Annotated in this window: 16 protein-coding genes, 4 pseudogenes and 1 riboswitch; of the genes and pseudogenes, 16 read left to right on the plus strand and 4 right to left on the minus strand. The window is 33.5% G+C overall.

Annotated features, from left to right (window positions below; genetic code table 11):
* Positions 1-81: 81 nt before the first annotated feature.
* From DJ93_RS21550 to DJ93_RS21570, 5 genes are all read left to right on the plus strand, one after another.
* Positions 82-1,005, plus strand: coding sequence for an alpha/beta fold hydrolase (locus tag DJ93_RS21550; RefSeq protein WP_042983136.1), 924 nt, complete (start codon positions 82-84; stop codon positions 1,003-1,005).
* A gap of 171 nt (positions 1,006-1,176) precedes the next feature.
* On the plus strand, positions 1,177-1,620 hold the full coding sequence (locus DJ93_RS21555) for a GNAT family N-acetyltransferase (RefSeq protein WP_042983137.1): 444 nt from the start codon (positions 1,177-1,179) through the stop codon (positions 1,618-1,620).
* A gap of 25 nt (positions 1,621-1,645) precedes the next feature.
* Positions 1,646-2,002 carry a YunG family protein gene (locus tag DJ93_RS21560; protein WP_042983138.1) on the plus strand — a complete coding sequence of 119 codons (357 nt, stop codon included), beginning with the start codon at positions 1,646-1,648 and terminating at the stop codon, positions 2,000-2,002.
* A gap of 64 nt (positions 2,003-2,066) precedes the next feature.
* Complete coding sequence (locus tag DJ93_RS21565) at positions 2,067-3,392, plus strand: bifunctional S-methyl-5'-thioadenosine deaminase/S-adenosylhomocysteine deaminase (RefSeq protein WP_181969229.1); 1,326 nt, start codon at positions 2,067-2,069, stop codon at positions 3,390-3,392.
* Between the two features lie 151 nt (positions 3,393-3,543).
* A complete protein-coding gene (locus tag DJ93_RS21570; RefSeq protein ID WP_042983140.1) occupies positions 3,544-5,172 on the plus strand; it encodes a peptide ABC transporter substrate-binding protein in 1,629 nt (542 codons plus the stop codon).
* A 73-nt stretch (positions 5,173-5,245) separates the two neighbouring features.
* Here DJ93_RS21570 and DJ93_RS21575 read toward each other — a convergent pair whose 3' ends face one another.
* The gene (locus DJ93_RS21575) at positions 5,246-5,776 is read right to left on the minus strand and encodes a GNAT family N-acetyltransferase (protein ID WP_042983141.1); all 531 of its coding nucleotides are present in this window, start codon (positions 5,774-5,776) and stop codon (positions 5,246-5,248) included.
* Between the two features lie 127 nt (positions 5,777-5,903).
* On the opposite strand from DJ93_RS21575, the pseudogene DJ93_RS21580 reads away from it, so the two are divergent.
* From DJ93_RS21580 to DJ93_RS21600, 5 genes and pseudogenes are all read left to right on the plus strand, one after another.
* Positions 5,904-6,601, plus strand: a pseudogene (locus DJ93_RS21580) (response regulator transcription factor).
* Positions 6,591-7,367: pseudogene (locus DJ93_RS21585) on the plus strand (HAMP domain-containing sensor histidine kinase); the annotation flags it as partial. The pseudogenes DJ93_RS21580 and DJ93_RS21585, both read left to right, overlap by 11 nt.
* Positions 7,352-7,639, plus strand: a pseudogene (locus DJ93_RS21590) (chemotaxis protein); the annotation flags it as partial. The pseudogenes DJ93_RS21585 and DJ93_RS21590, both read left to right, overlap by 16 nt.
* Before the next feature lie 713 nt (positions 7,640-8,352).
* Positions 8,353-8,559 carry a hypothetical protein gene (locus tag DJ93_RS21595; protein WP_042983144.1) on the plus strand — a complete coding sequence of 69 codons (207 nt, stop codon included), beginning with the start codon at positions 8,353-8,355 and terminating at the stop codon, positions 8,557-8,559.
* Between the two features lie 129 nt (positions 8,560-8,688).
* Complete coding sequence (locus DJ93_RS21600) at positions 8,689-8,907, plus strand: hypothetical protein (protein WP_042983145.1); 219 nt, start codon at positions 8,689-8,691, stop codon at positions 8,905-8,907.
* 717 nt (positions 8,908-9,624) lie between these two features.
* On the opposite strand, the gene DJ93_RS21610 is transcribed toward DJ93_RS21600, so the two are convergent.
* Entirely contained in the window at positions 9,625-10,920 is a 1,296-nt protein-coding gene (locus DJ93_RS21610) for an Nramp family divalent metal transporter (protein ID WP_042983146.1), read from the minus strand.
* 486 nt (positions 10,921-11,406) lie between these two features.
* Between DJ93_RS21610 and trhO the strand changes: the two genes are divergently transcribed.
* Positions 11,407-12,381 (plus strand): oxygen-dependent tRNA uridine(34) hydroxylase TrhO, encoded by a 975-nt coding sequence (gene trhO / locus DJ93_RS21615; protein WP_042983147.1) that lies wholly within the window; start codon positions 11,407-11,409, stop codon positions 12,379-12,381.
* Positions 12,382-12,489: 108 nt separating this feature from the next.
* On the opposite strand, the pseudogene DJ93_RS32340 reads toward trhO, so the two are convergent.
* Positions 12,490-12,749: pseudogene (locus tag DJ93_RS32340) on the minus strand (hypothetical protein); the annotation flags it as partial.
* A 152-nt stretch (positions 12,750-12,901) separates the two neighbouring features.
* Between DJ93_RS32340 and panE the strand changes: the two are divergent.
* Both panE and DJ93_RS21625 read left to right on the plus strand, forming a co-directional pair.
* Positions 12,902-13,834 carry a 2-dehydropantoate 2-reductase gene (panE, locus tag DJ93_RS21620; RefSeq protein ID WP_042983148.1) on the plus strand — a complete coding sequence of 311 codons (933 nt, stop codon included), beginning with the start codon at positions 12,902-12,904 and terminating at the stop codon, positions 13,832-13,834.
* Between the two features lie 267 nt (positions 13,835-14,101).
* Positions 14,102-14,482, plus strand: a complete 381-nt coding sequence (locus DJ93_RS21625; RefSeq protein ID WP_042983149.1) for a hypothetical protein — start codon at positions 14,102-14,104, stop codon at positions 14,480-14,482.
* 98 nt (positions 14,483-14,580) lie between these two features.
* Here the strand turns inward: DJ93_RS21625 and DJ93_RS34435 are convergent, their stop codons facing one another.
* Positions 14,581-14,709 (minus strand): hypothetical protein, encoded by a 129-nt coding sequence (locus DJ93_RS34435; RefSeq protein ID WP_042983150.1) that lies wholly within the window; start codon positions 14,707-14,709, stop codon positions 14,581-14,583.
* 161 nt (positions 14,710-14,870) lie between these two features.
* Positions 14,871-15,015, plus strand: a riboswitch (cyclic di-AMP (ydaO/yuaA leader).
* A gap of 142 nt (positions 15,016-15,157) precedes the next feature.
* On the opposite strand from DJ93_RS34435, the gene DJ93_RS21635 reads away from it, so the two are divergent.
* The 3 genes from DJ93_RS21635 (at position 15,158) to nheB (ending at position 20,161) form a co-directional block, all read left to right on the plus strand.
* Positions 15,158-16,984: an APC family permease gene (locus DJ93_RS21635; protein ID WP_042983151.1), complete on the plus strand. Its 1,827-nt coding sequence runs from the start codon at positions 15,158-15,160 to the stop codon at positions 16,982-16,984.
* Positions 16,985-17,745: 761 nt separating this feature from the next.
* Positions 17,746-18,906 carry a non-hemolytic enterotoxin subunit A gene (nheA, locus tag DJ93_RS21640; RefSeq protein WP_042983152.1) on the plus strand — a complete coding sequence of 387 codons (1,161 nt, stop codon included), beginning with the start codon at positions 17,746-17,748 and terminating at the stop codon, positions 18,904-18,906.
* A 46-nt stretch (positions 18,907-18,952) separates the two neighbouring features.
* Positions 18,953-20,161: a non-hemolytic enterotoxin NHE subunit B gene (nheB, locus tag DJ93_RS21645; protein ID WP_042983153.1), complete on the plus strand. Its 1,209-nt coding sequence runs from the start codon at positions 18,953-18,955 to the stop codon at positions 20,159-20,161.
* The last annotated feature ends 9 nt before the right edge of the window (positions 20,162-20,170 follow it).

A 20,170-nucleotide genomic window follows, 5' to 3' on the forward strand; every position in this document is an offset into this window, starting at 1 on the left:
TTGCATATAATACATAATAAGAATAATGAATACATATTCATTTTGAAGAGGATATACATAATAGATTTGGGGGCTGTCGAAATGAACATACAGGAAAATTTCGTTACGGCATTGGATGAATCGGAAATTTATTTACGCAAGTGGTTACCAGAAGGTAATCCGCGTGGCATTGTTCAAATTGCACACGGTATGACTGAACATATGGGCGTTTATACAGAATGTATTAATGCTTTGTTACAAGCGGGATACGGTGTTTATGCTCATGATCATAAGGGACATGGGAAAACAGTGAAACGAGAAGAAGACTATGGTCATTTTGAACCGGATATAGGATGGAATCAGGCTGTTTCTGATGTAATCCTCGTTTCGGAAATGATAAAAAAAGAACAGGTTTGTCCGCTTTTTTTACTCGGGCATAGTATGGGCTCTTTCTTATCAAGACGGGCTGTACAACTTCGCGGTGAATTATATGATGGCTTTCTCATTTCAGGAACTGGTGGGAATCCAGGGTTTTTAGGTACTATCGGTCATAAAGTAGCGACAATTGAAATGAAGCTACGCGGGGAAAAAACGAAAAGTTCGATGCTGAACTTTTTATCTTTTGGAAACTTTAACTCCCACTTTAAGCCGAATCGTACAAAGTTTGATTGGTTATCTTCAGATATAAATCAAGTTGATAAATATATCGATGATCCGTTATGTGGGTTTATTTGTACAACAAGCTTTTATCGAGAATTATTTCATGGTGTACTAGAAGTAAACAAATTAGAAGAATATAAGAAGACACCGAAAGATCTTCCGATACATATTTTTTCTGGAAATCGTGATCCTGTTGGAAATATGGGTAAGGGTGTAAAAGAAGTCTATGAGATGTATAAAAAATGCGGCGTGAAAGATATAACACTACGATTATATGAAAACGGAAGACATGAAATGTTCCATGAAGTGAATCGAGAGGAAGTCTTTCAAGATTTGATTTCATGGCTAGACGGACATATTGTATAAGAAGAAACCTCACTTTTGTTTAAGAAGTGGGGTTTTTTGTATACTTTTCTATTTTATATTGTAAACAATAAAGCCAGCAAGGTAATTTCTTTTATATAAAAATAAAAGGTTTTTCGTACTGCTTTTCGAATAATGAGTAGTAGTTTACATACTTATGAGGAGGAAATAGTTATGAAAGTACGCGAAGCCATATTATCTGAAGCAAATGAACTAAGTGAACTTGCATTACATTCAAAAGCAACTTGGGATTATAGTGAAGAATTTATACTAGCTTGTAAGGAAGATTTAACGATTACAGAGGATTACATAAAAAATAATTTTGTATATGTTTTAGAAAATGATGACATAAAAAATGGCTTTTTTTCATTTTTAAGTGAAGCAAATGCACTCGATTTTTTATATTTACATCCAGATTATAAGGGAAAAGGATACGGGAAAACACTTTGGAAGTTTGTTGTAGAAAAAGCTAATGAATTAGGATTAAAAAGTTTTACGATTGATAGTGATCCAAATGCGAAAGGTTATTATATGAAAATGGGAGCAAAGTTAATTGGGGAGACCCCGTCAACAGTGTTTAAAGATCGTCTTCTGCCGCTTTTAAGATATGATTTGTAAAAATGAAAATGTAGGGGATACTGAAATGAAAGGTATAAAATTCAAACAAATATATAAAGCATTAAAACAATCTTGGTCAATTGAAACGAGCTCAAAGTGGACGAGAGAAAATCCGGCGAAGGGACAGTGTGGGGTTACGGCGCTTGTTATACATGATTTATGCGGTGGAGAGATTAAAAAGACGAAGGTGGGAAAAGCCTGGCATTTTTACAATAGGATAGATGGAAAAAGGTATGATTTTACGAAGGCACAATTTTCTAAAAAGATAACTTATATGGATGTGCATTCTAATTGTGAAGAAGCTTTTGCAGATACGAATGAACACCAATATTCCACTTTGAAACAAAAAGTAATTTATACACTAAATCAAATTAACTTTTGACTCTTAATGTTTAATAAGTTACTATAATGGTGGTAACTCATTTAAGGGAATATACTTCATAGAGTTGAAAGGGGAAATATTTTTGAAAACAGCTTATGTAAGCGCTACGATTGCAACTTTAAATGAACAAAATGAAGTGTTTGAAAACGGATATATCATTGTAGAAGATGATAAAATTATAGAAGTACGATGTGGTGAGTTCTCTTCTGAACATCAAGTGGACGAAGTGATAGACATGAAAGGGAAGTGGATCTTACCAGGTCTTGTGAATACACATACACATGTTGTCATGAGTCTTTTACGAGGAATTGGCGATGATATGTTATTACAGCCGTGGCTAGAGACGAGAATTTGGCCACTTGAAAACCAATTTACTCCAGAGCTTGCTGTTGCTAGTACAGAACTTGGATTGTTAGAAATGGTGAAAAGTGGGACGACAGCATTTTCTGATATGTTTAATCCAATTGGTGTAGATCAAGATGCCATAATGGAAACGGTTCTAAATAGTGGGATGCGAGCTGCTGTCTCAAGAACTTTATTTAGTTTCGGGACGAAAGAAGATGAAAAGAGAGCAGTGCAAGAAGCAGAGAAATACGTGAAGCAATATTATAAGGAAAGTGGCATGTTAACTACGATGGTCGCTCCGCATAGTCCATATACATGCTCTACAGAGATGTTAGAAGAGTGCGCGCGCATTGCAGTAGAGAATCATACGATGGTTCATATTCATCTTTCGGAAACAGAGCGTGAAGTACGAGATATTGAAGCGCAATATGGAAAGCGTCCAGTAGAATATGCGGCAAGTTGTGGATTATTTAAACGCCCAACAGTAATTGCACATGGTGTTGTTTTAAATGAAAATGAGCGTGCTTTCTTAGCGGAGCACGATGTTCGGGTAGCACATAATCCGAATAGTAATTTAAAATTAGGATCTGGTGTAGCTGATGTGAAGGCGATGTTAGAAGCAGGGATAAAAGTAGGGATTGCTACAGATAGTGTTGCATCTAATAACAATTTGGATATGTTTGAAGAAATGCGCATTGCAACTTTATTACAAAAAGGTATTCATAAGGATGCAACAGCATTACCTGTTGGAATAGCTTTGTCACTTGCAACAAAAGGAGCTGCAGAAGTAATCGGAATGAAGCAAACAGGCTCAATTGAAGTTGGAAAGTGTGCGGATTTCATTACGATTGATCCATCAAATAAGCCACATCTACAACCTGCAGATGAAGTGTTATCACATCTTGTGTATGCAGCAAGTGGAAAAGATGTAAGTGATGTTGTCATTAACGGAAACCATATCGTTTGGAATGGCGAATGTAAAACGTTAGATGAAGAGCGTATTATTTTTGAAGCGAGCCGTCATAAACGAGGATTACAGAGATAAGCCTTTAAGTATCATAAAAAAACTATCCTTTTTAGGATAGTTTTTTTATGACGCGAATAAATATTCAACAGAATGTCGCGACTTTATATTAACATTTCTGCTATAATATATAACGTTTTACAATATTATTTGAATGTAAGGAGAACAATTCATGAAGCAGAGAAAGAGCCATTTAATGGTAATGCTATTTGTTGTATCTTTGCTTTTATCAGCTTGTAATAGTAAAGCAAATAAAAGTAATGGAGAGGCTCAAAAACAAGTGTTAAACGTAACAGTTTCAGAAGAAATTCCTTCTCTGGATACTGCAAAAACAATGGATGGTACATCAGCACATGTTATGCAAAACATATTTGAAGGGTTATATGTGTTAGGTGATCAAGATAGTCCTGTCCCTGGTGTGGCGGAGTCATTTGAAAGAAGTAAGGATGGAAAAAAATATACATTTCATTTGCGTAAAGCTGCAAAGTGGTCAAATGGAGATGCAGTAACAGCTCGTGATTTTATTTTCGCTTGGAGACGAGCTGTAAGTCCTGAAATAGCGTCTCAATATGCATACATGTTATTTTCTGTGAAAAATGCTAAGGAAATAAATGAAGGTCGGATGGATGTTAGTCATCTTGGAGTAAAGGCGGTAGATGATTATAAGTTAGAAGTAGAGTTAGAACAGCCGATTCCATATTTTTTACAATTGCTGGCTTTGCCTATTTATTTGCCACAACATGAATCATTTGTGAAAGAGCAAGGAAATCGTTACGGACTCGAGCCTAATAATCTTATATACAATGGACCATTTGTGTTAGAAAAGTGGAAGCATGAACAAGAATTTCAATTAAAGAAAAACGATACGTATTGGGATAAAAAGAAAGTGAGATTAGACGAAATAAACTTTCATATTGTAAAAGATACGATGACAGCTGTAAATTTATATGAATCTGGTAATCTTGACCGTGTATCTATTAATTCGCAATTTGTAGATAAATATAAAGGTAAGAAAGAATTACATATGTCGAGTGATCCCGCTATATCGATGCTTCGTTTTAATGAAAAAAATGCTACACTAGCAAATAAGAAAGTTCGTCAATCTATTTCATTAGCGTTAAACAAAGAGGATTTTGTAGCCCATTTTATAAATAATGGAGCAAAGCCTGCGAGTGGACTCATACCGACAGGTTATAAAAATGAAGTGACCGGAAAAGATTTCAGAAAAGAAAATGGCGATATTGCTTCATACGATTTACAAAAAGCGAAAAAGATATGGGAAGAAGCTAAAAAAGAACTTGGTGCGGAACAAATTACAATTGAGTTTCTAACGTTTGAACAAGATAATGCAAAACGTATGGCAGAATATATAAAATGCGATCTAGAAAAGCATTTGCAAGGACTAACGATAGAGATTAAGCAACAACCATTTAAACAAAAACTACAATTAGAGCAAACTGGAGAATACGATATTTCGATAGTAGTTTGGGGACCGGATTATAAAGACCCGATTAGTTATTTAGAGGTATTTACGACGGAGAATCTAAACAACAGAATGCAATATTCTAATTCTCATTACGATGAACTTATAAAGAAAGCAAAATATGATATTGTACTAGATCAAAAGAAAAGATGGGAAGTGCTGCAAGAGGCAGAGCGTGTAGTATTAGAAGATGCTGCAGTAGCGCCAATTTATCATACTGGCTCAGCATATATACAAAAGGATTATGTCAAAGGGATTGAAAAGCACCAATTTGGTGGTGTGTATACGTATAAGAATGCTTTTATAGCTGAGAAATAAAAGGAAAAGGTGGAGTGCTTTATAAAAAGTACTCCACCTTTATATATTTAGTCAAAATAGTATGTATTTCTAGCTAAACCGTTGTTGTTAAGGCATAGACGTTAGTGTCATGGGGGATGCCATTTTGATACATATAATTTTTTAGAACTCCTTCTTTTTCAAATCCTAGTTTTAATAGCAACTTATTTGATGCTTCGTTTTCAAGAAACACAATGGCCCCGATACGTTTTAAATGAAGAGTATGAAAACCGTATGATAGAACTTCAGAAATTGCTTCAGTCGCATAGCCATTTCCCCATTGTTCAGGGAAAAGTGCATAACTTATGTTAGCTCGTTTATGTTCAGAAGACCAATCGTGAAAACCAATTGTGCCAATAATCCCTTTCTTACCTTTTAACTCGATTCCCCATTTTATCCCACTTTTTGCATTGTAACTTTCAGCGAAGTTTTTCATGATTTGTTTTACTTGATCTATACTTTGTAAGGGGTTTTGGCCGTAATAACGTAATACATCTGTATGAGAAAAGCAATGTAATATGCTTGGCGCGTCTCCCTCATTAAGTTCTCTTAAAATGAGTCGATCAGTTTTTAATACAGGAAACATGTGGTCATTCCTCTTCATATTAAGCTAGAATACATTCACTATTGTATAACGAGATCTGAAAATAGTGAAATTTAAAAATATGAGATTGTGTTATTTTATGGAATATATTTCAAAAGGAGGTTTGGATATAGGACAACAATCAATTTTAATAGTAGACGATGATCGCGATATTGTTCAACTTATTAAGCATAATTTAGAGCAAGAAGGATTTAAAGTTTTCAGAGCTTACCACGGGGATACAGCACTTGATATAGTGAATAAAAACGAAGTTCAATTGGCTATCCTGGATATTATGATGCCTTAAATGAATGGGATTGAATTGTGTAGAAGGATAAGAGAGAAACATAGTATTCCGATTATGTTTTTAAGTGCAAAGTCTTCTGATATAGATAAAGTGATTGGATTAAGCACAGGAGCAGATGATTATATCGTAAGCCGTTTAGTACAATTGAATTTATTGCAAGAGTGAAAGCGCAATTAAGAAGGTATACATATTTCAATCAAAATACTGACCAAGTAATTGAAAAGAAAATAAACATTAGAGGTTTAGAAATAGATGAAGTGGCGAGAAAAGTGATGCGATATGGGCAACCGATTAGTCTTACGAAAACCGAATATGATATCTTACATCTAATGGAAACTGGCCGGAATCGTATTTTTACGATAGAAGAAATATATGAAAGTGTTTGGAAGAAAAGAGCACATGAAAGCAATAATGCGGTAATGGTTCATATTGCAAGATTAAGAAATAAAATAGAAGAGAATCCAAAAGAAGAAAAGTTTATACAAAACGTTTGGGGAGTCAGATATAAAATTGAAGATTAAATCATTACAAGGGATTAGAGCTAAATTCTTTCTCGTATTCATATGTAGCATTTTGTTAGCTACTGTATGTATTATAGTATTTCAAACTATGGTTGGAAGTATATATAGTGATGTGACTGAACTTGAGGGGAAATATTCATTTATTTATTTTATAATCTTTTTTCTTTTAACTTCTATATTCTTTGCATTACTGTCAAAAACGATGATGAAAAGGTTAGAAGAGATTAATAATAGTGTGAAAAAGATAAGTAGTGGCAATTTAGGAGTCCATATACCTGTTGTAAAAAATGATGAGATTGGTGAATTAGCAGCGAATATTAATAGAATGGTAAACCGTTTAAAAGAGTCTATTGAAAATGAAAAAAATTACAAGAAATGAAAGGTGAAATGATTAGTAATATTTCTCACGATTTACGAACTCTTTTAACGTCCTTAATAGGTTATGCTGACCTACTAGAAAATAAGTTGCATTCCAATGTAGAGGAGTGTGAACACTACATATGTGTATTAAGACGAAAAAGCAATGAGTTAAAGAACTAAGTGGATGATTTACTAGAATATTGTTATATAAATTATAAAGAAGTTCAGCTACATAAAAGTTGTAATAGGTGTTAAAGCGTTAATAGAGAAAATTATGATTGATTTTTTACCACAATTAGAGGATGCAAATATGAGCTTTTCTTTTCAAAGTGAACAGAAACTAGAGGTGGAAGTAGATATAGGATTCATAGTAAGGTTAATGGGAAATGTGATGCAAAACAGAATTTTTCGAAAATAATGCACGCTACAAATGAGATAGAAGAACAAATTCAAATGATGGTACAAACTGCAAATGGAATGTCTAAAAGAGCAAATGACGTTTCTATATCCATTAATGAAATTGCAATAACAGCGCAGAGTAATGCGGTGAGCACACAAAATGTTGCGGCATCAGTTGAAGAACAATTAGCTTCTATGGAAGGGGTTAGTTCAGCTGCCAGTACATTATCACAAATGGCTGAAGAGTTACAAATGTTGATTGAAAGGTTTAAAATGTAAAAAAGAGGAGACTGTCTCAACGATAGCTTGATTACTATAGTGACAGCTCCCTTTTTATTTGTCGAAAAATAGAGGAGTTTGTTAAGTGTGTGTATAATTAGGAGGCATCATACCCCTAGAAAGGATAACGTTTTTTTGTATTTGAAGGTATTAAAATCTCTTAAGTTGAGGTGGATGTACTTTATCAGTCATTCCTACAAAGTCTTCGGATATTTCACATATTTGTCAATATATTTTTGTTTGATGTTTCAATATTTTCAGTTATTGTTTATTTGAAGACACTCTTCCAATAAAAAACATAGGGGGTGATTATGTGAGGTATAGAAAAAAACTTGTTGCTATTTCTATTCGGCGCTTATGTGTTAATGAAAAAACGAAAAAAGTACTCCGAGCCCCTCCTTACTAGGAGTAAAAAGAGCAACTATGTCATGAAGTACAAAAGAGATTCAAATGTACTTTGAGAATGAAGATATGGAGATAAACTTTTAAAATATAATTATTTTTATATTATTTTAATAACAAAAGAAATTACAAATATAAGAACCCTCATAATAGTTAACTAGGTAAAAAATCCTTTAAATTTGATATTATATAATCTAATTTGATTCAATTCAATTCAACATTTCCGTAATCTACAAGTTTAAAAATAAATAATATAAAAAACAGATTATAGATTTTCACAAAAATTACGTATTGTATAGAGTTTTTATTTTTTGATAGAAAGAAATAAAAACTTAATTGCAGATGTGACGATTAGTACAACAATAAAACTTATAAAGCTCCTTATAACAAATGACATAGATAAAATATCCGTAGTAACAGATGAAGAATCAACAATTGTTGTTGTCCAAGAAAAAATGCCTTCAGAAACAGATATGTCAAAATTAGAAAATGTTAAAGTTACTCAATATTTTAACTGAAAACAAATAAAATACTAACACATTTAACTTATATATATATCAACATCTGCACAATTAATTTTCCACAATATAACGTATAATATACAATTTAATTACAGAATATTCTTTTTTTGGAAGGGGAGTTCAGAATTGGAATTATCAAATTATACTGACACGTTACAACATGCATTAGGATTTTTAGTAGGACAAATGGGGATTAGTGAAGGTCTAGCAACTTTAATAATCAGTGTACTTGCAGGATCTGGAGCTGCTGTCGTAGTCGCAGCTTGGCCGTTTTTAGCTCCTATCGTTGTTACTCTAAGGGGGATTTTTGCTGTTGCAGGAACAGCAGCAGCTGTTGGGTGGTAATAACTAAATAATTTAATAAAATGATAGGAGTGTTTTTAATGAAATTTCCCGCTAATCTTTTAAGTGGTATGGAGGGTTTCTTAGTTTCAACTTTAGGTTTAAGTAAATATGAATAGAACTTTATTATATTTAATTATTTCAACTTGCTTCAGTTTTTTATTTGTAATTAGATACGGTTTGTTAATTTTTCTTGAATATTGGAAACATAAAGAGATATCCTCAACTAATATTATTTTATTTGTAATAGGTATAATACTATCTCTTACCTTTTTCTATAAAGCAAAAAAAGCAAAAAAACAAAAAATCTTAAATGAAATGTTAACTTTTGTAAAGATTTCCCTGAAAATTACAAACATAACCTATAAATAGTAAAGGAATGTTTTTAGACTGATCTATACTGCATTCCTTTACTGTATGTATGCTATATTTCTATTCTTCTTTTTCCGACATTAGAACCTCTACCTAAAACACTTGGTTTTTGCCCTTGCCTGTGGGGGCCGTCCTGCGCTTTTTATTCCACGATTAACATAACTACGAGCCTCTACACCCTCAAACTGTAATTTTAGAAAATAATTTGCACAGTTTTTAAATGATAAATTGCATATGAAAAGAAAAAGAAATCAAGAAAAGAGTAGACACCTTTCTTGATTTCTTTTTGGATGCGATAAACGGTTCTGGTGCAAAAAGAGGTTATTCCGTGGAATAGCCTCTTTGTCATTAACCAGTAAATGTTTGATACAGTAAGAAAATATTTAAAGCGATAACGAGTGCAGCGATTAACCAAGCAATTGTGCTTGTAATACGATGATTGACTAGTGTACCCATAATCTTTTTATTACTTGTAAACATAATAAGTGGTACTAATGCAAAAGCGATACCGAATGATAATACGACTTGGCTCATAACGAGGGCGTACGTTGGGTTTACACCTAAAGCGATAATAACAAGAGGTGGAATCATTGTTATAAATCGTCGTAAGTATAAAGGAATATGCATTTGAATGAATCCTTGCATAATAATGTCTCCTGACATTGTCCCAACAGAAGAGCTAGATAAACCAGCTGATAAAAGACCAACGCCGAATAAAATGGCTGATATAGGACCGACTAAGTTACTAAATTGATTAAAAGCAACGTCTAAATCTTCAACGTGTAATCCGTTTTTAAAGAATAAGGCAGCAGCGACAATTAACATACTTGCATTAATTGCCCCGGCAATAACCATTGCGATAATAATATCGATGAATTCAAAACGAAAAATCTTTTTCTTTTGTTCATCAGTTGTTCCAACTACACGGCGCTGTATTAAGGCAGAATGTAAATAGATTGCATGTGGCATTACGGTTGCGCCTAAAATACCAGCAGCTAGTAAAATACTGTCTACACCTTGGAATTTCGGGATAAATAGTCCTGAAAGAAGAGGACTTAACTCTGGTTTCGCATAGAAGACTTGTATACCAAATGCTATAACTACGATAAAAATCATGCCTGTAATGATAGCTTCTAATGGACGAAATCCTCTGCGCTGAAATTCTAAAATAATGAATGATCCGGCTGCTGTAATTAAAGCGGCTGGTAACATTGGAATACCGAATAGTAAGTATAGTCCTAAAGCAGCACCGATAAATTCGGCTAAATCGGTGGCCATAATAACGAGTTCACCTTGTATCCATAACCCGATGGAAACCGGTTTTGGAAAATGTTCACGAGCTACTTCAGGAAGATTTTTTCCGGTAGCAATTCCTAATTTAGCTGATAAAGTTTGGATTAATACAGCCATTAAATTAGAAGCGAGTATAACCCAAAGTAATAAATATCCATATTGTGATCCTGCAGCAATATTTGTAGCGAAGTTCCCAGGATCAATATAAGCAACGGAAGCGATAAAGGCAGGTCCTAAAAAGGGTAACAGTCTTTTAAAACCTTTTGTTTCGCCATTTAAAGCTTGATGGGCGGATTGGACCGTTGTACTTTGAGAAGGGACTTGTTCATCTTTTGTTATATCTTTATTCATAGTAGCTTTCCCCTTTAGTTTCTTAGCTTGATGAGACTATTGTATTTATTCTTATTAGTTATTTCAATACATTTAGATGTATTATGTGATAATTTCATTTGAACATAAATGTTTCCTTTATACAAATTATATGACTGTGTGCAATGAATGGTGTTGCAATGCAAAAATATTTTGGGAGTTTATGGTTAGTGAATGAAGGGAAAGATAGTAAATTAAAGAGTTATTTTTGAAATTCATGTGAACATGAAGCCCATAATAATTGCTGGAAACGAAATTGTATGTTATATAATATATTGGGATTACAACATAACCACAGTGTTTTGTTATGTAATCTTGTTTTTATTTCTGTTAACTTGTGGAAAAATATTGTAAATAGAAGAAAATAGATTTGATGCTGATTTGTATACATTTTCTTATTATTATATGTTCCGAAATGATCGTTAACTTATACACGATTTTAAAATTAAGATAGGTGGTAGAAATACATTGGCAACGACAAAACCATACCGAGTGTTACTTTATTACATGTACACTACAATTGAAAACCCAGAAGAATTCGCTGCTCAGCATTTAGAGTTTTGTAATTCACTTGAGTTAAAAGGAAGAATTCTTGTAGCAGAAGAAGGAATTAACGGAACTGCTTCAGGTACTGTTGAACAAACGGAAAAATACATGGAAGCAATGAATAATGATCCACGTTTTACTGGAATCGTATTTAAAGTAGATGAAGCAGATGAGCATGCATTCAAAAAAATGCACGTACGCCCTCGTGCAGAGCTTGTTACACTTCGCTTGAATGATGATATCAATCCGAAAGAAACAACAGGGAAATACTTAGATCCAAAAGAGTTCTATGAGGCAATGCAACAAGAAAATACAGTTATTATCGATGCGAGAAATGATTATGAATTTGATTTAGGACACTTTAAAGGTGCGATTAAACCTGACATTAAATCATTCCGTGAATTACCAGATTGGATTGATGAAAACAAAGAAATCCTTGAAGGTAAAAAGATTTTAACATATTGCACAGGTGGTATTCGCTGTGAGAAGTTTTCTGGTTGGTTAGTTCGTGAAGGGTATGAAGATGTAAGTCAGCTTCACGGCGGAATTGTAACTTACGGAAAAGATCCAGAAGTACAAGGTGAACTTTGGGATGGACAATGCTACGTATTCGATGAGCGTATCGCTGTTCCAGTAAACCAAAAAGAACATGTTATCGTTGGTAAAGATCACTTTACAAATGAACCTTGTGAGCGCTATGTAAATTGTGCAAATCCAGAATGTAACAAGCAAATTTTATGTTCTGAAGAAAATGAAGCGAAATATTTACGTGCATGTTCTCACGAATGTCGTGTACACCCACGTAATCGTTATGTAAAGGAACACGAATTAACAGAAGAGCAAGTAGCTGCTGCATTAGAAAAAATCGAAGCAGAAAAGCAAGCGGAATTAGCATAATACTATGACTGAATAGAAAACGGATTGTATCGTGAATGATACAATCCGTTTTTGTATTTAATCCGTCTTGTTTTTTTCTTTTACAGCAGACAATACAGTTTGTTTCACTCATGCTTTTCGATTGTGCCGTTGTATGCCCATTGATATAAACTGTGAACACCTAAGATAAGGGAGATGATTATTCCACTACTAGCTAATAATAGAGCGAAGTATTCATATTCAAGGAGAGAAGAAATTTGTTTCGAATCTGTGTCTCTTAAAAGGTCAATCAAGGTGATGCCAAACATTGGGCCTACTACAGAATAAAGAGTTAAAATTAATAATAAAAGGCTGTCTTTTTTCGTTACATTATGGTTTCCTTTCACAATAAGCTATAGAAACAACATACCCAAATTCGTTTAAATATAACCACGGTATTTTGTTTGATTTAAAGTGAAGATTCTGTTGATTTATTAGGGGACATGTATAATGTTATGTATACTAAAAGTAGTATAATTGTGTTGCAGAGGGGGAGTGTAATATGCGCATTTTAGTATTAGGAGCTGGAGGCGTTGGAGGATATTTTGGTGGACGTTTAGTAGAAAAGGGGGAAGATGTTACTTTTCTCGTTCGCAGTAGACGAAAACAAAAACTAGAGGAAAAAGGTCTCGTTATCCGAAGTGTCAACGGAGACTTTTCATTTCAACCGAAATTAATAACGAAGGAGGACTCAATTTCTCCATTTGATTTAATTTTATTCTCAACAAAAGCATATCATCTAAATGAAGCAATAAAAGATTTGAGACCATTTGTAGGTGATCATACAGTAATCATCCCACTATTGAATGGTATCGCTCATTTATCACTTTTACAACAGGAGTTTGGTGAGGAGAAAGTTATTGGAGGTTTATGTTTCATTGAGACGACCTTAAACAGTGAAGGAGATGTTGTACAAACTAGTGCTGCTGATCGACTTGTATTTGGAGAAATGAAACATCGAGATACAGACAGAATACAACGGATCTCTAATACATTAATAGGTACGAAAGCAAGTTTTGTTTTAAGTGAAAATATTTTAAGGGATATGTGGCACAAATATTTGTTTATTACAGTAATGTCAGGTGTGACGACATTAATGCGGGCGCCGATAGGGCCGATTCGTGAAAGTGACGGGGGACGTGATTTTATCCGAAGCTTATTTGAAGAATCTGCACAGATTATGAGGGCATTTGGAGCTCCGATTCATGAAAATATCGTTGATGAGCATATGAAGACAATTGATAAAATTTCATATGATATGAAGTCATCTATGCAGCGTGATATGGAGAAGAATTCTTTTATTGAAGGTGAACATTTACAAGGTTATGTATTAAAATTAGCAAAACAATTGGATATAGAGGCACCGTTATTAGAAGTAGTATATCAAAATGTAAAAGTATATCAAGAAATGTCTTTACGTAAAGAACCAGTATAGTTTTTTAGTATGAAATAAGTGAAGGATAGAAAAAGTGTAATTGTTTTTCTATCCTTTTTTTTATTCCAATATACAGCGTTTTATATACCAATGAGTAAAGAGTGGAGAAAATGTAGTTTGAAATTGGAATATATTTGTAGTGTGAGTTAGTTATTTTAAATACGAATTTCTGGTGAGATTTTAAATTTTTTCACATATATAAAGAAGTGAGAAAGTTCTAAAAGAGGGGTTCCTTTAAATATAAATGTGATGGAAAGGAGGGGGATTATGGACATAAGCACTTTTTTAGGATTGTTTTGGGGTTGGGTCATATTAATTGTATCAGGCATTCTTTTTGTGCGTCCATCTGTATTACGTGAGTTGAAAAGACTAGTGGTGGAAGAAAGAGGATCTGGAATTATGTATGGATTTTTATCAATTTTTTTAGGGTTAAGTACTGTCATTTTGCATAATATATGGGAGTTTAATTGGCGAGGGTTTGTTACACTTATTGGATGGCTGTCGCTTTTAAAGGGAATCTATATTATTGTATATCCTGAACCTTCAAAAAATACGGATTTTGAAGTGCGTGTATTATCTACTCGTATAGTACTCGCAATCATTTCTGCTTTAGCAATATGGATGCTTGTAGTAATTTATATGCAATAAATTTATAAGTTTTGAGAGTGAAAAAGTCTGTTTTATTTCAGTTTCTTCGAAAACAGACTTTTTTTACTTGTTAATTATTGTACGTACACTCAAACTAATTATTTATCTCTTTTATTTTCTTTTGTAATCTCTCGTTCTTTTTCAAAATTTCCATATAGTTGATTAATTTCTTTTGTGAGCTCATCTAAATAAGAATCTGATAAAAGGGGTTTGTTTTCTTTCAACATAAGAGTCCTCCTCAGTGATTTAATAATATTCATTATGTTTACTTATGAGGCATTCATACATAATCATCATAATTCTTGTCGTTTTTCAAAATTTAAGTCATTTTATGAAAAAACGTATTTACTTTTTTAAAATAAAGGAGTATTATAATCCACAGTTTCAAATTTCTAATTCGCTGAAACCGCATGGTACGGGGGACCCGTTTTATGGATTAGTACATAATCCAAGGGGTGAATCCTTGAAAAAGGTAGGGCTACTCAGAGGCCCGAATCCGACAGCTAACCTCGTAAGCGTTATATTGAGAAGGAAGGTGGAGCTTGTGCGACAAAAAAATTGATGTCTACAAGTCTATTTGTGATGGCTTGTAGACATTTTTGTTTTCTGAGAAAAGTTTATTAGCTTTAACTAGCAGAGAATTGTTCGTACAAAATTATTGGAGAGTGGACAGCAGTGGTTTCATCTTTAAAAAAATTTTTAATTGGAAGGCCGTTAAAATCAACCGAATTAGGAGAGCAAAAGCTAAATAAAACAAAAGCGTTAGCGATATTATCTTCGGACGCATTATCTTCGGTCGCCTATGGCCCAGAGCAAATTTTAATCGCTCTAACTACAATTGGCGCTGTAGCATTTTGGTATTCCATTCCGATTGCAGTTGGAGTATTAGTGTTATTAACAGCTCTTATTTTATCTTATCGACAAATTATTTTTGCGTATCCTCATGGCGGAGGAGCATATGTTGTATCGAAAGAAAATTTAGGGATTAATCCAGGTTTAATCGCCGGAGGGTCTTTATTAGTAGATTATATTTTAACAGTTGCAGTAAGTGTATCGGCAGGTACAGATGCGATTACATCTGCTTTTCCTAGCTTACATGAGCATAATGTAATCATTGCGATTGTATTTGTATTATTTATTACAATCTTAAACTTAAGAGGCGTAACAGAGTCAGCTTCCGTTTTAGCATACCCAGTTTATTTATTCGTTTTAGCATTATTTATATTAATTGGAGTAGGAATATATAATATTGTAACTGGTCAAGTTTCACCAGAATTGCATACTCCAATTGGAACACCAGTTGCAGGTATTAGTCTGTTTTTACTATTAAGAGCATTTGCATCAGGTAGCTCTGCTTTAACGGGTGTTGAAGCGATTTCTAATGCGATTCCAAACTTTAAAGATCCCGCACCTAACAATGCGGCGAAAACATTGCTTGCGATGGGAACTTTACTTGCAGTTTTATTTTCAGGAATTGTTTATTTAGCTTATTATTATGGAATTGCTCCTAGTAAAGAAGTGACGGTCGTTTCACAGATTGCTGAGCAAACATTTGGACGGAATTTTATGTACTTCTTTATTCAAGGAACAACAGCTTTAATATTAATTCTTGCTGCTAACACTGGCTATTCAGCATTTCCTTTATTAGCAGTTAATCTCGCGAAAGATAAGTTTATACCGAGAATGTTTACGGTTAGAGGAGATCGATTAGGGTATTCAAACGGTATTATTATACTTGGAATTGCCTCAATTTTATTAATTATCGCTTTCCAAGGCCAAACAGAGCATCTTATTCCGCTTTATGCAGTAGGTGTATTCATTCCGTTTACGTTATCTCAAACAGGGATGGTAGTAAAGTGGATTCGTGAAAAGCCGCAAGGATGGATTTTGAAATTAACGATTAATTTAACTGGCGCAATTATAAGTTTTATCGTTATGAGTATGTTCTTTTTAACTAAGTTTGCACAAGTTTGGACGGTACTCATTTTCTTACCAGTTATCATTTTTGTGTTTCATAGAATTAAAAAGCACTATGATGCAGTAGGAGATCAATTAAGTCTTAAAACTTGTGAATCAATTATCCCGATCGAAGGGAATGTAATTATCGTTCCTGTAGCCGGAATGACTCATGTAGTAGAGAATTCTTTGAACTATGCAAAGTCTCTTTCGCCAGATCAAATTATCGCGGTTTACGTTGCATTTGAAAGAGAAGATGAAAAGAAATTCGAAGAGAAATGGAAGATATGGCAGCCTGAAGTAAGGCTTGTTACATTGCATTCTCATTATAGAAGTATTATCCAACCACTCACGAAGTTTATTGACACAGTGCAATATAAAGCGAGTGAGTCGAATTACCGAGTTACGGTAGTTATACCACAGTTTATTCCAAAGAAGGGATGGCATAATATTCTTCATAATCAGTCTAGCTTACTGATTCGTGCGTATTTACTTTATCGAAGAAATGTTGTCATTACGACTGTACCTTATCATTTGAAGAAATAAAGATTAATAGACTTTTTAGGTAGCTTTACGCAGGTAAAGCTACCTTTTTTAGTATGATAGATATTTTCTAAAATGCTCTAGGGCTATTAATAAAAATGTAATACACGCAATAATGAGGGGGATGAAAATAATTATATACGGCAGTCAAATTTTAGTGAGAACGAGTGTGATACACATAAAGATTCAGCGCTATGCATAATTGCATATCGGACAATAAATTATATTAGTATAGTTTATTATCTTACGAATAAGTGAGGTTTTATATGTGCGATTACGGTTATTTAGACTGAGTAAGCCTATGTTATTTTATTGTGGAATAAGGACAATAAGCCTTGAAAATAAAGGAAATGAAAATACTTCTTTACGATGAAAAATAGCTGTGTTTAAATGGCTTTACAGTACAAAACTTGAAGTTCAACACAGTTGTTTTTTCATACCAATTATATATTTACTGTGAAAAACGAATAATATTTCCATGTAATATATTCAATGTAGGAATGGGATAATCTTTTTAAATAATAAGAATTATACAGTTCCATTTATAGAATAAAGGTATGATGAATAGTTAATATGATGTCGTGTAAATTCAAGCTTTGACTATACTTAAAATTTAGCAAACTGAAAGAGGTGAATATAAAGTATTGTTGTAAGTTTACATGAATTTAAAATAATCATCATTAAACGTTCCCTATTTTTACCTGTTACAAATTGTGAAATACAACAGAATAGAAATAGTTACTAATATATTAGGAGGAGTTAAAGTGAAAAAAACTTTAATTACAGGGTTATTGGTTACAGCGGTATCTACGAGTTGCTTCATTCCTGTAAGCGCTTACTCGGAAGGGGGGCAATCTGATTTGAAGCCAACATACGTACAAAATGTAATTGCCCCAAATACATTGTCGAACTCAATTAGAATGTTAGGATCGCAGTCTCCACTCGTACAAGCTTATGGGTTGGTTATATTGCAACAACCAGACATTAAGGTGAACGCGATGAGTAGTTTGACGAATCATCAAAAATTTGCAAAGACAAATGTTCGAGAATGGATTGATGAATATAATCCGAAGTTAATTGATTTAAATCAAGAGATGATGCGATATAGTACGAGATTTAATAGCTATTATAGTAAGCTATATGAACTAGCTGGCAAAGTGAACGAAGATGCGCAAGCAAAAGCAGATTTTACAAGTGCTTATGGAAAACTTCAAGGGCAAGTACAAACGATTCAAGATAATATGGAACAAACATTGCTGGAGTTAAATCGTTTTAAGGTTGGATTAGATAAAGATAGTCAAAGTTTATCTCAAAAGGCTGATGAGGCAATGCAATCATTACAAGGATCAAATGGAGATATTGTTCAATTAAGAACGGATATTAAAAGAATTCAAGAAGAAATTCAAAAGGAACTTACAAATATTTTAAATAGACCGCAAGAAATTATTAAAGGCTCTATTAATATCGGTAAGCAAGTATTTACAATAACGAACCAAACAGCTCAAACGAAAACAATAGACTTTGTTTCTATCGGTACTTTAAGCGATGAAATTGTAAAAGCCGCTGATAGTCAAACGAGAGAAGCTGCCCTTCGAATTCAACAAAAACAAAAAGAGTTAATTCCGCTTATTCAAAAGCTATCGCAAACTGAAATGCAAGCAACTGAAATTACGTTTGTTGAAGATCAAGTGAATAGCTTTACAGAACTAATTAATCGACAAATTACAACTTTAGAGTACTTACTAAATGATTGGAAAGTATTCAATAATAATATGATTCAAATTCAAACAAATCTTGAAACGGGAATGTATACAGATAGTAATTTACTTCAAAAGCATTTCAATCAGCTGAAAAAAACAAGCGATGAAATCAATAAACAAACAAATCAATTTGAAGATTACGTAACAAATGTAGAAGTACATTAATGAAAGAATATACAACAATACTTCATGATATAGGGAGAGAAGAAAAATGACGAAAAAACCTTATAAAGTAATGGCTTTATCGACGCTTATGGCAGTATTTGCAGCAGGTAATATTATGCCAGCTCATACATTTGCAGCGGAAACTACAGTGAAACCAGCGCCAGTTCATGCGGTAGCAAAAGCTTATAATGAGTATGAAGAGTATTCCTTAGGTCCAGAAGGTCTTAAAGATGCGATGGAACGAACAGGTTCTAACGCATTAGTAATGGATCTGTACGCTTTAACAATTATTAAACAAGGGAATGTTAGCTTTGGTAATGTAACGACAGTTGATGCACCTTTAAAAGCGAAGGTGATTCAGCATCAAGATACTGCTAGAGGCAATGCTAAACAATGGCTAGATGTAATGAAGCCACAGCTTATTTCAACGAATCAAAATATCATTAATTACAATACGAAATTCCAGAACTATTATGATACTTTAGTTGCCGCAGTTGATGCAAAAGATAAATCGACTCTGACGAAAGGACTTACAAGATTATCGACTAGTATTACAGAAAATAAAGCAAAAGTAGATCAATTAGTAGAAGACTTGAAAAAATTCCGAAATAAAATGACAGCAGATACACAAAACTTCAAAAGTGATGCAAACCAAATTACATCAATCTTAGCTAGTCAAGATGCTGGAATTCCGCTTTTACAAAATCAAATTGCAACGTATAATGAGGCGATTAGTAAGTACAATGCAATCATTATCGGTTCATCAGTTGCGACAGCTTTAGGCCCAATTGCAATTATTGGCGGTGCAGTTGTAATTGCTACTGGTGCTGGGACTCCGTTAGGCATCGCGTTGATTGCTGGTGGTGCAGCAGCAGTAGGTGGTGGAACAGCAGGAATTGTATTAGCGAAGAAAGAACTTGATAATGCACAATCAGAAATTCAAAAGATAACAGGACAAATTACAGCTGCTCAATTAGAAGTAGCAGGATTAACGAACATTAAAACACAAACAGAATATTTAACAAATACAATTGACACTGCAATTACAGCGTTGCAAAATATTTCAAATCAATGGTATACAATGGGATCGAAATATAATTCTTTACTTCAAAATGTAGATTCTATTAGTCCAAACGACCTTGTTTTCATTAAAGAGGACTTGAATATAGCTAAAGATAGCTGGAAAAACATTAAAGACTATGCAGAAAAAATTTATGCTGAGGATATTAAAGTAGTAGATACGAAAAAAGCATAATAATAGCAA

The organism is Bacillus clarus (assembly GCF_000746925.1).
GTDB classification, from domain to species: Bacteria; Bacillota; Bacilli; order Bacillales; family Bacillaceae_G; genus Bacillus_A; species Bacillus_A clarus.